General features: G+C 55.8%; 10 protein-coding genes and 1 tRNA gene. 3 read left to right on the top strand and 8 right to left on the bottom strand.

The window, feature by feature from the left end; all coding sequences use genetic code 11:
- Positions 1-101: 101 nt before the first annotated feature.
- From Tam1G_RS10250 to Tam1G_RS10240, 3 genes are all read right to left on the bottom strand, one after another.
- Positions 102-175: transfer RNA gene (locus Tam1G_RS10250), tRNA-Val, on the bottom strand.
- Positions 176-277: 102 nt separating this feature from the next.
- The gene (locus Tam1G_RS10245) at positions 278-694 is read right to left on the bottom strand and encodes a DUF3052 domain-containing protein (protein ID WP_101626444.1); all 417 of its coding nucleotides are present in this window, start codon (positions 692-694) and stop codon (positions 278-280) included.
- A gap of 136 nt (positions 695-830) precedes the next feature.
- The gene (locus Tam1G_RS10240; protein WP_423220508.1) at positions 831-1,679 is read right to left on the bottom strand and encodes a YlbL family protein; all 849 of its coding nucleotides are present in this window, start codon (positions 1,677-1,679) and stop codon (positions 831-833) included.
- Positions 1,680-1,845: 166 nt separating this feature from the next.
- Between Tam1G_RS10240 and Tam1G_RS10235 the strand changes: the two genes are divergently transcribed.
- Entirely contained in the window at positions 1,846-3,549 is a 1,704-nt protein-coding gene (locus Tam1G_RS10235; RefSeq protein WP_101626442.1) for a zinc-dependent metalloprotease, read from the top strand.
- Positions 3,550-3,574: 25 nt separating this feature from the next.
- On the opposite strand, the gene Tam1G_RS10230 is transcribed toward Tam1G_RS10235, so the two are convergent.
- A complete protein-coding gene (locus Tam1G_RS10230; protein WP_101626441.1) occupies positions 3,575-5,137 on the bottom strand; it encodes an ATP-dependent helicase in 1,563 nt (520 codons plus the stop codon).
- A gap of 111 nt (positions 5,138-5,248) precedes the next feature.
- Between Tam1G_RS10230 and Tam1G_RS10225 the strand changes: the two genes are divergently transcribed.
- A complete protein-coding gene (locus tag Tam1G_RS10225) occupies positions 5,249-6,949 on the top strand; it encodes a phosphotransferase (RefSeq protein WP_101626440.1) in 1,701 nt (566 codons plus the stop codon).
- A 56-nt stretch (positions 6,950-7,005) separates the two neighbouring features.
- Positions 7,006-7,230, top strand: coding sequence for a DUF3107 domain-containing protein (locus Tam1G_RS10220; RefSeq protein ID WP_101626439.1), 225 nt, complete (start codon positions 7,006-7,008; stop codon positions 7,228-7,230).
- A 68-nt stretch (positions 7,231-7,298) separates the two neighbouring features.
- On the opposite strand, the gene Tam1G_RS10215 is transcribed toward Tam1G_RS10220, so the two are convergent.
- The 4 genes from Tam1G_RS10215 to Tam1G_RS10200 all read right to left on the bottom strand — a co-directional run.
- On the bottom strand, positions 7,299-8,357 hold the full coding sequence (locus Tam1G_RS10215) for a LacI family DNA-binding transcriptional regulator (RefSeq protein WP_101626438.1): 1,059 nt from the start codon (positions 8,355-8,357) through the stop codon (positions 7,299-7,301).
- A 43-nt stretch (positions 8,358-8,400) separates the two neighbouring features.
- Positions 8,401-10,482 (bottom strand): beta-galactosidase, encoded by a 2,082-nt coding sequence (locus tag Tam1G_RS10210; RefSeq protein WP_101626437.1) that lies wholly within the window; start codon positions 10,480-10,482, stop codon positions 8,401-8,403.
- Between the two features lie 68 nt (positions 10,483-10,550).
- Complete coding sequence (locus tag Tam1G_RS10205) at positions 10,551-11,558, bottom strand: carbohydrate ABC transporter permease (RefSeq protein WP_101626436.1); 1,008 nt, start codon at positions 11,556-11,558, stop codon at positions 10,551-10,553.
- A gap of 2 nt (positions 11,559-11,560) precedes the next feature.
- A partial coding sequence (locus tag Tam1G_RS10200; RefSeq protein WP_133125009.1) for a carbohydrate ABC transporter permease occupies positions 11,561-11,957 on the bottom strand: 397 nt, incomplete at its 5' end.

Genomic DNA, 11,957 nt, shown 5'->3' with positions numbered 1-11,957 from the left:
CTGAAAACGGGTTAAAAACCATTAAAACCGGTAAAAACGAAAAAGCCGCTCAGGCTTACTCCCGTAAGGCTTTGCGGCTTGTTTCCGACCATCTCGAACTGTGGGCAATGAGGGACTCGAACCCCCGACATCCACCGTGTAAAGGTGGCGCTCTAACCAACTGAGCTAATTGCCCGCGGGTGTCTACAATAGCGCATAACCAGCACAGTCTGTCAACTTGTTACGTTTGGGCGTGCCGCATGCCCTATCGCAGAAACCGATTGGATAAGAATTCCTATCAGCGGCCCTTGCCGAAAGCACGCAAACGAATACCGTTCCAATCCTTGCTGACTGTCAGCGGAGTGGCGGCGTTCATGCCTGCGGTTTGTGCTGCGGATTGCACGGTAGAGGAGCTGGCCGCACCGGGGCGTCCCGGCTTTGGAGTCAACACCCACAACGGAGCGTCGTCATCCAGCACTCCACATGCGTCAACAATGGTGTCGGACAGCTCGTCTTCATCGTCGCCGTCTCGCCACCACAGAATGACACCGTCCACAGCGGAGTTGTAGTCCTCGTCTACGAGATCCTCGCCCGTGAGCTCCTCGATTTTGGCGCGGATGGAGTCATCCACGTCATCGTCCCAGAGCCACTCCTGGACGATATCTCCAGGTTCAAACCCAAATTCTTCAGCGTTCTGTGATGCCGTTTGATTCACAGAGGCCACATTAGCAAGTCTTGGCGAACAATCACGTTAACTTTCATAAAAAATCTCGCTGTTTGACCATCATCATGATGCATCGTCGATGGTTTTGCACTCATTGGCGAATCAATGACAAGCCCATTTTCTAGGCTCAGGCGGTGCAGTGCGGCAGCTGATCGCCCTGCCCTTTCCCGATGGCCACCAATGCCTGATACGCCTCATCCAAAGTGGCGACCTTCACATCGCGTAAACCTTGTGGCACATGGCCCACGACCTCGCTGCAGTTGTCTTTGGGAGCCAGGAACCATGTGGCACCATCTCGTTTGGCACCCAGCATTTTGAGTCGGATACCGCCGATTTTGCCTACTTTGCCCTTGGCGTTAATCGTGCCGGTACCGGCAATGGTTTGTCCGCCACTCTCGTTGGCTGCGGTGAGCTTATCAATCAGTCCCAAGGTGTACATCATGCCGGCTGAGGGACCACCGATCTTATCCACATGCATGGCAACATGTGCTCCCTGCAACAATGAGGCGTCAACGCCTAATTCGCCGGCATGATTCTTCACATACTTGAGGCCAACCGAACTTGCTTCGTCTTGCGAACCGGACATGTCCGAGTCCACCTTCTGCTGGTATTCGTCGGCTGTCTGTCCCACGGGAACCACGGCTTCACGCGGCATAATCTCCATATGCGGATTGGCCCAAGCCCACACCGCCTGCGCGTTGACGATAGGATATCCCGGCACGCCGGAAGCACTGACCGTAACCAAAAGCAGTTTGCCGGAATCCTTATATGTGCGCACCTGCGTGCCGGAAACGGCGATCACGTCATCACCGTCAACCTTTCCCAACACATCCTGAGTGGGCCCTGGCATCTCGATGACATAGGCGCTGGGCAGCACAAGCACCACAATGGCGAGCATCACCGCCACGGCTCCCGCAAAGTATTGCGGCGAGCGCGATGCCACATAGTGTTTCAGGCGTTTGCAACGTGCGAACATATCCACGAACATAGCCAATAGTGTATGCACAGGCAGGAAAACCTCGTTCCAATTCTCTCGCCTTGAATGCGTATTCTCGCTCGGCCTCAGGCGAACGGCGCGGGCACAGCATACACTTGTGGTAACTCATCTTGGAGAAACCATCACGCGGTAAAGAAGGACACGCATGGACGACAACGCGATTCACGAATGGCTCATCAAGTGCTTCGGCCCTATTCAGGGCGAAATGGCATGGCAGCAAATCAGCCAGCTTCCTGAGGAGATTCGCGAACAGCTGATGAGTCAGGATCCGAGCCGTTTGCCTGACCCGTCTGAAGTGCAGCAGATGATGGCTGCGTTTACCGCTGGTGGCCTGAATACCATGTCTGATATGCAGCGCACGGTTGAAGAGGGGCCGATTAACGTCAAGTTGGCGAAGTCCATCGCTCTGCAACAGGCCAACGCCTCCGGTTCTGATTCGAGCGTGTCTGCGGTGGATGGCGAGGCCGCACGCCGCGCGATGAGCGAGGCGAACCTTTGGCTGGATACTGCTTGCGAGTTCAATCCCGCCCCTGGAGAGCCGGATGTGCTCACCCGCGCAGCATGGGTGGAAGGCACTATTGATCAGTGGGCCAAGTTTGCGGCACCGGTTGCTGAATCTATGAATGATGCTCTTGCGTCTGTGATTTCCGAACGTCTCGGCGGCATGTTGGGCGATGGTGAGGGTGAGATCGCCGGCATGTTCGCCGGCCCTGTGCCGATTCCGATTCCTGACGGTATGAAGGATCCCGCTCAGCTTATGAAGCTGCTAGGCAATACGTCTTTTGCCATGCAATTGGGTCATGCAGCCGGCAACCTGAGCCATGAAGTGCATGGCAGTTTCGATCAGGGTATCGCACTGCTGAAGAACCCTGCGGGTGGTCTTATTGCACAGAACGCCACCGAATATGCGGCCCTGTTGAACGGACAGTCTTCGAACACCGCGGATTCCAAGGATGCTACCGCCAACCATCCGATAGGCTTTACCTCCGCCAGCTCGAATGCGGATGATTCGGATACCAATGCAGCTCAATCCAATGACGCATCTACTCAGGATGCCAAGCTGAACGCGGAGTTTGAAGCGGCTTTCGCGGACTTCAATACCGTTGAGCACATTCCCGAATCCGAGGTGCTCTCCTTCCTGGCCTTGCAGGAGATGGCCCATGCTCGACTGTATGCATCGGTGCCTTGGCTGATGCCTCGTTTTGAAGCCCTGATCGGCAAATATGCACGCGGCATTTCCATCGATTTGGATGCTATGGAAGAACAGTTGCGTGACGCCACCGCTATGGATCCGGAGTCGATTTCCGGCGCCGTGAACCTTACCAAAGTCGGCATTCCGGATACACCGGAGCAGCGTGAAGCGTTGGCTTCGTTGGAATCCTTGCTGGCTATGGTCGAAGGATGGGTTGATTGCGTGGTGTGGCGAGCCGGCATGGCACATTTGCCGCATATCGAACAGTTGCGTGAGATGATGCGCCGCGAGCGCGCTATGGGAGGCCCTGCCGAGCGCACGTTCGAGAGTCTGCTTGGTTTGCAGCTGCGTCCGAAGCGTATGCGTGAAGCTGCAGGATTGTGGGATATGATTACCGCCGCCGAAGGCTCCGAGGCCCGCGATGCCAAGTGGTCCCATCCTGATCTTCTGCCGACGTTGCCTGCAGAACAGAGCAATGTGCAGCCTGCGGACAACGCTCAGGCAGGCTCGGCGGCGGAATCCAGCGACGCTCATACCAATCATCCGGCCGCAGACGGTAAGTCTTCGGATATTGATTGGGATGCCGAACTGTCCAAGTTGCTTGGTGAAGGCGATGCCGGCACCACGGATGGTGACGACCAGTCTGCCAACAAGTAAGGCTTAGCCGTTCATATCGTTCTCATCACGAGAGGAACCGGGACGGACGGCGCTGTTGGGCGCCGTATCCGTCTTTGGTTCTGGCAAAAGACACATGCAATGAATCCTGTGCTCGGGTGATGCCTACGTACATGAGGCGTCGCTCCTCCTCCAATACTTCGCCTGATTCCGGAGCACCATATGGGAGTAGTCCTTCAGAACATCCGATAAGGAATACATGGTCGAATTCCAGGCCTTTGGATGCATGAATGGTGGATATGGTTACTCCGGGATCCTCAACGAGCGTATTCCCGCTGGCGTTTAATCCGAGAGCTTCCAAAATCGCTCGTTTGGATGCTGCATCATCGGCGAGCGCGGATGACTGCCATCCTGCATCTTTGCGTATTCGGAATCTCATTCCTGCCTGGCGCAAAGCTGCAGCGAAAACCTGCTGTTGCGCGTTGATGCGAGTCAATATCGCGCAATCGGATGGTTTGGCGCCTTGTTGAATCAGGCGCAGTATTCGGGCGACTACACCTTGCGCTTCTTCAATATCGGTTTCGTAAACCGTTCTGCTCACTCGGGCACCGGATTGTCTGGCGGAAACGAGCTTGAGATAGTCTTGCCGGTCGGGAGCCGCGGCAAGCACCTTATTGGCGAGCGAGACTATTTGCGGCGTGGAACGATAGTCCGTGTTCAGATCGATGTCTGCGGCCAAGGGACCAAATTCGTCGGCGAATCGGAGCAAATCCCAGCTGGATGCGCCTGCGAATGAGTAGATGGTCTGCGCCGGGTCTCCCACTACGCATACGTTTCGGTTCAAGATGGTTGCGTCGTTTGAGCTTCCTCCACCGAGCCATAAGGTCATCAGTCGATGTTGGAGCGGGGAAATATCCTGATACTCATCCACTGTGAGCCAGCCGATGGATGAGCGAATCTGTGCGGCGGCTTCGGGAAAATCATCCATGATGTGACAGACCAGAAGCAGAATGTCGTCAAAATCAATTTCGCCTCGAGATGTTTTCTCCTGCTCGTAGGCTGCGTAGATATCGGCGAATCGGTTCGGTTCAAGGCCTGCTGGCGGCAGATGATGCGCGCGCATACACACACTGGCATAGTCTTGGAGGGCAATCAGGGAGACTTTAGCCCAATTGATTTCGGCGAGAACATCACGGACCATGATCGGATCCGTATCGGCATTGGCGCTGACTCGTGTAATGGCACGGGATACCACATCTCTTTGATCTTCGATGAGATGCGGGAATGGGGCGTCGCACACGTCCTCCCATACGCTGTTGAGCTGGTGCAGGGCCGCGGAGTGGAAGGTGGCTGCGGTTATCCCGCCTGCGGCACCGCCGCGCGCATCGGCAAGACCGAGTTGGGTGAGGCGCGCGCGCATTTCGGCTGCGGCCTTTACCGAAAAGGTGACGGCAAGTACTTGTTCGGGTCTCCATGCTCCGGTGGCGCAGGCATAGGCGATGCGGCGGGTCACCGTGCGGGTTTTACCGGCACCGGCTCCTGCAATGATTCGTACAGGGCCCTGCAGCGTGGTGGCGGCCTTGCGCTGCCGCTCGTCAAGCCCTTCAAGAATATTCTGCGCCTGTTCCATGCTCTCCATTGTGACACGTTGCCAGTTTTCCCGCATCGGCGTCCAATTCACGAACTTTGAGCCCGCGCCACGCCCCTCAAAGCGCAAGGCATGTATTAGTGTGGAAGGGTGATGAGACGAAGCAATTACATGTTGGCGGCATTGACCTCGGCCGTCCTGCCGAATCTGGCCGTTGCCGGCGTAAGGGAGAGTACCCAGCAAAGCGCGACCGATCAGGCCAAGGGCATTGACCAGGCGGTGATACAGGATGCCTCCGGCAAACTGTACGACGTATATGCCACCGACACCAAGGAAGGGCGCACCCGTTTGATTCGGCGTGTGCAGGCAGCGCAAACATTGTCTGCCGCCCGCGAGCCGGGCGGTCTTGGCTTCGGTTTGGATCGCATCATTGCATTTGCCCCGGGCAACGTGCCACAACCAGGGGCCACTTCCACCGCTCAGGCACTAGATCAGTCTCCGGCCGCTGCAGCCAAGAAGCCAGTGAAGCCGGGTCCCACCGGCGAAACGACGGTAATGATCGCCTCTCATCTGGATGGACAGGCCCGCTCGCTTGACTTACTCACCTTGGATGATTGCGCTTCCGTAGGCACCGCATTGGGCGCGATTCATCGTCTTCCCACCGCATTCCTCAAAGCTTCCAAATACCCTGTGTTCACCACTGGCCAGATTCGCTCGCAGCTGATTGCCTGGATCAAGCGTTTGCGGGCTGCTGGTCACGTACCGCAGGAGATCACCAACAGTTGGGCTCGCATTATTGAAACCGAGGGCTTGTGGTCGTTCGCCACTTGCACGGTGCATGGCGGATTCTCTGACGGTGATTTGTTGTTCTCCGGTTCCACCATTACCGCCATTACGAATTGGCAGGATATGCAGGTCAATGATCCGGCCCGCGATTTGGCTTGGATTTTCGGCAAGCTCGATGAGTCGCATCGCAATGCCGTGCTTTCCGCGTATGGCCGCATGATGGGCTCGCGTTTGGATGATCTTATTATGCTGCGAGCCAATTTGTGGCTGCAGATGGAGCAGGTGGGCGATTTCATTTCCGCATTGAACCGTGCGGATAACGATCGAATTATCCAGTTCAAGGCGCAGGTGGAGCGTCTTGCACACCAGTTGGGTGTTATTAATCGTTCGACGGCCACCACCGCATCGCAGTCTCATGCTTCCGGCAAATCCAGCGATAATCCATCCACGATTACCGTGGGTACTTTGCTGAATGATGACGCGAAGAAGTCTCAGCACAGCAATACTGCAGCTCAACCATCTGATGCTGCTGCATCTGCATCACCAGCAACATCAGATGATACGAACGATCCTGATCGCACAGGCTCTGCGGATATTATCGCAGCCGGCAGCGTTGATGTAACACCTAAAGTCACCACTGCCGCGGTACGTCAAGCCGCCCAGACTATGGCGGCAAATCAGGATGATCAGACCGCAAACCGTCCTGTGACCGCTACCGGTTCCACCAAGCCGCAGCCGGCAAATGAGCCTCGCACGGCTTCCGCATCTACCATCACGTTGAAAGAGCTCATTGACATGAATGAGCGTGAGCAGGCGAAACAGTCCGCGGATGCCGCGAACGCTCCAGCACCGATGGATGCCACACAGCAACAGGATGCCGCAGCGGACGACGATGACGACGACACCGGCGAACATGCCCCGCAGTCATGGAATTCAGTGGAAACCACGGTGATTCCGCTGTTGGAACGGGAGGAGCGCGCGTTGCGAGATGCGCGAGCCGGTCTAAGCGGATATGATCACGAAGGCAATACCATGACCAGTCAGCAGGCTTCCACGCCACAGGCGTAACCCGCAAGCGTACGGCACAATAGCACATATAACCATTCCATAGAACAAGGAGCATTATGGATATCGAACTGGGCATTCAGAATGTGGCTCGTCCGGTGAATTTCGGCACCGAACAGTCCGCTGATGAAGTGAGCAGCGCCATCGCACAGGCTGTTGCTGAAGGCACCACCATTGACCTGACTGACGATAAGGGCCGTCGTATCATCGTACCGGCCAAAGCTCTGGGCTACGCCATCATCGGTTCCGACACCAAGCATGCAGTCGGTTTCGGCGCTCTGTGATCGCCGGTCGAGATAGCTGAAAACAAGCGAATTAATCCCTCTGACCAAACAGTCAGAGGGATTATTGTTTATCGCGTAGAGGCTCGTGCAATGACTTGCGATGAGCAGGTCAGCAGTTCCGGTTCGGTGATCTTTCCTCGAATACGGCCGAGGATACGATTCACAGCAGTCGGAGCCGTCCATTCCAACCGGGAATCCATAGTGGTAAGTGGAATCTGCAAATATGGGGCTTCTTCAATGTTGTCGAAGCCGATGACCTGCACTTGCTTGGGCACATCGTATCCCGAAATGCGCAACGCAGTCAGCGCCCCAATGGCCAATTGATCGTTCAATGCCACTACCCCATCGAATGGCACTCCTGAATCAATCAGCTGTTGGGTTACCCGAGCTCCAGCGCCGATGGTCCAATCCTGATTCGTAGCGCCAACCAGTCGCGGGTCAATGATCAATCCTCTACGATGAGCCTCTTCAATCACGCCACGCAAACGAAGCTGTGCGTTACCTTCAATCGATTGCAGCAAAGCGGCTTCATCATATGCGCCTCGAGCACCAACTACAGCAAGACGACTGGAGCCATGATCGTAGAGATAGCCCGCCGCTTGAGCCGCCGCATTCACATCATCCGGAGTCACATGGTCGGCAATACCCCATGTGGTACGGGCACCGACCACGACCAGAGGAAAATCAACATCCAAATCGGCTTTGCTGATGTTCTCCACCTCACTCATGGAGAGAATCATGCCGTCAGACACGGTGGAATTGAATTTCTTCAACACATCGCGAGCGCCTTTGGCGGATCCTTCAGCATATGTGGTCACGTATACGGAGTAATCATGCTGGCGTGCGGCATCAATTGTGCGGTTCGCCAACTCGGCCAGATATGGAGGCGTGAGCGATGGCACCGCGAGCGTAATGAACCCGGTATGATTGCGGCTTAAATTACGGGCGGCCACATTCACCTGATATCCGAGTTCTTTGATAACCGCTTCGACTTTGGTTCTGGTCTCGCTACTCATGCGGCCGGAACCGTTGATGACATTCGAAGCGGTTTTGAGCGAGACACCGGCCGTCTGAGCCACATCGCGCAGTGTTACGCGCCTTTTTGCCCCCGGATGTGTCTCGCTCACCTGAAACTCCCTCGCTAGGCCATACGTTGATTCAGTAACAGCGTTATTCTACCCGCTTGGTGATGAGTATGGAATTTCTGTGCAACACGTATTCACCGCGCGTCGAACCGTTTGTGCATCGGTAAGCGATGACAGGTTCACCGTCAATGTTTATCATACTCACCGGCTGCCGATCGCGGTTGAGATAACAATCGAATCTGGTGCCATCCACTGCTCGGCGAATGGTGTGCACAACCCGCGAATCATCGACTTCAATACCAAGCGACTCCGCCAACAGAGCGATGCCCTGCCGGTCCAGATCGCAGCCAACATAGATGGCGGTTCCGCTCCCGTACGGATGGCTGGTGACGGCGGGAACGGCATCCAGTTCCCAGTCGAAGGCTTCCGCACCTGCATACGAGGCTATGACTGTGGTATTAGCGGCAATGGAGGTCACATCATTCTGCCAGAGCTTTGACGTGCATCCATTGGTGAGCGTCATCGCGTTTGGCTCACCTTCGGCTTCATCCCCAAGAATGTTGAATTCTTCGCTGCGTATGCCGAGCATTTCACGCAAAAGTCCTTGCCCAGCACCCGGGTAGCCGCCGAGCCCAACGCGGAAATGCTCATCGATAATGCCTGTGGCGTAACCGATGACCACTGTGCCTCCGGCTTGCACGAAATTCGCTATACGCTGGGCATCATGGTCGGATAGGATCAGCACTGTGGGCAGGATGATGGTCTGGTAGTTATTCCAGTCGTAGGCCAACGGCACCACATCGGCGCGATGCCCGGCATCCAGCAGACCTCGGTACCAGTCGCGCACGTCATGCCAATGGTTGAGTTTCATGCTCGGCAGCGTCTGACTGCGTGTGGCCCATTCCGATTCGGCACTGAAGAGGATGGCTGTATCGGCGTGCTGCAGTTCCGTGCCTTGCAGACCAGCCTCAGACAATGTGTGCAATGCTTCACCTAGCTCGCATACGCCACGGAAAATCTTGGAATCCTCCCCCGCGTGCGGCAGCATCGCTGAATGGAATGCTTCAGCACCGGATGCAGACTGCCGCCATTGGAAGAAGTTGATGGCATCCGCACCCATAGCCACATGAGCCAAAGCGTCACGCATGAGTTCGCCGTGACGTTTGCGTGCATTCAGCGGCTTCCATTGCACGGAAGAAGTGGAATGTTCCATCACATACCAAGGTTTGCCCAGGGCGAGTGAATCCATGAGCGCATCCGAGCACAGCAGCTCATCCACATGGGATTCACCCTCATGGAAGTAGTGATCGTTGGATACGAAGTCCACTTCGTCCGCCCACTTGGCGTAGTCCATCGTGCACTGATCGGTGGAGACCATAAAGTTTGTGGTGAACGGCTTATCCGGGCAGATTTCGGCGATGGCATCACGCTCGGCTTTGTAGAAGTCGAGCAACATATCGTTGCCGAACCGCTCATAGTCGAGCTGTTGAGCCGGGTTCACCATCGCGTCGCCCCCCATATGGCGAGGCAATAGTACTTCATCAAAATCGTTGACATGCTGGGACCAGAACGCCGTACCCCATGCTTCATTCAGCTGCTCAATACTGCCGTATTTGGCTTCACACCATGAGCGGAAGGCGTTGAGGGCGTTGTCCGAGTAGTCGTACCGGTTGTTCCATCCGTATTCGTTGCCCATATGCCATGCGGTGACATATGGATTGTTCTTATAGTGCTCGGCAAGTTTGCGGCATAGGGTGAGCGCATACTCTTTGAACACCGGGCTTGTGGGCTGCCAGGATTGGCGGGAACCAGCATTGACGGTATGGCCATATTTATCTTGAGGCAGCACTTCCGGATGTTTAACATACAACCACATTGGAGCTGAGGCTGTGGCGGAAGCAAGATCGACGGCGATGCCAGCTTCGCCCAGCTTGCTGATAACAGCATCAAGCCAATCGAACGTGAACTCACCTTCTTGAGGCTCGATTTTATCCCAGCTGAAAATAGCAAGAGCCACGGTATTGACATGCGCCTCGCGCATCAGACGAATATCCTCATCCACCATGCTCTCCGGCCATTGATCGGGATTGTAGTCACCGCCGTATGCGATGCCACGACCGTCGCGCGTCAACAATGCTGGCCATTGAAACGGTCTGCGTGCTGCCATGATGCTTCCTTGTATGTTGTTGATACTGGCTCCCCTCTCTGGAGGGGAGCCGATAGTGAATTATTCAATCATTCCTTGACGGCACCTGCCGCGAGGCCCGATTGCCAGTACTTCTGCAGGCACAGGAAGGAAATAACCAACGGGATGATCGTAATCAGGGAGCCTGTGATCACCAGGTTCTGGATGGCCTGGCCACCAGCCGTGCTGGCCTGATCCTTCCACTGGTTCAGACCGATGGTCAACGGGTACCAATTGGAATCCTTCAACATGATCAACGGCAGGAAGTAGTTGTTCCACGTAGCCACGATGGCGAACAGAGCAGTGGTTACGATGCCAGGGGCAAGCAGCGGCAAGGAAATCTGGAAGAAGGTACGGAACTCTCCAGCGCCATCCACACGAGCGGCTTCCAGCAGCTCATCCGGCACAGCCTGATCAGAGAAAATCCACATGAGGTACAGGCCGAATGTGGACACCAAGCTGGGGATGATCATGGACCACGGGGTGTTGGTCAGGTTCAGTTTGGCGAACAGCAGGAACTGCGGCACCGCGAGAGCGATGCCCGGCACGGAGATGGCTCCAATGATGATGGCGAAGCACAGGTTGCGGCCTGGGAAGCGGAATTTCGCGAGGGCGTAGCCACCCATGATGGCCAGCAGGGTTGCACCGCCTGCGCCCACCACCACGTAGAGGATGGTGTTGATGAACCAGCGGCCGAAGATGCCATCCTGATAGGTGAACACGGTGACGATGTTGTCCCACAGGGCGAAGGTCTTGCCGAAGCCCATGCCGAAGGTACTGGTGAAGTCGGCCTGAGTCTTCGTGGCGTTAATCATCAGGTAGGCGAACGGGAACAAGCAGTAGATAGCGAAAATCGCACAGACGACGGTCAAACCAATGGAACGGGTCGGGTTAGCCGGATTGGAGAACCCATTCTTGGCCGCACGCTTGCGCTCGGCCTTCTCGTCGGCGGCGATGCGCTTCTGACGAGCCTTTTCCGCTGCCTTAGCGGCTTTTTCCTGAGCCTTGAGCTCCGAGGCGGTGAGGCGTCCGGTTGAAGTCATAGTTGCAGTGCTCATGGTTACTTCATCTGCTCCTTCATGCTCTTAAGCTGCACAATATATGCAATGGCCATAGTGATAATTGCCATGACGATGGCCAATGCTGCGGCGTAGTTCGACTGGTTGCCGGAGAAGCTCAGGTTGTACGCGTACATGTTCGGCGTGTAGTACGTGGTGATCGCGTTGCCCGGCACCATGTTCTGCAAAATGCTCGGTTCGTTGAACAGCTGGAACGAACCGATGATCGAGAAGATCACCGTGATCGCCAGGGAGCCCTTCAACTCCGGCAGTTTGATCGACTTGACGATCTGCCACTCCGAGGCACCATCGATGCTGGCCGCCTCATACAAGCTGTGCGGAATCGTGGACAGGGAGCTGTAGAAGATCAGCATGTTGTAACCGGTGAACTCCCAGGTG

Origin of the sequence: Bifidobacterium imperatoris (assembly GCF_002860405.1) — a bacterium.
Classification (GTDB): domain Bacteria; phylum Actinomycetota; class Actinomycetes; order Actinomycetales; family Bifidobacteriaceae; genus Bifidobacterium; species Bifidobacterium imperatoris.
The sequence above is the reverse complement of the archived record's forward strand: the minus strand, read 5'-3'. Positions and strand labels throughout refer to the sequence as shown.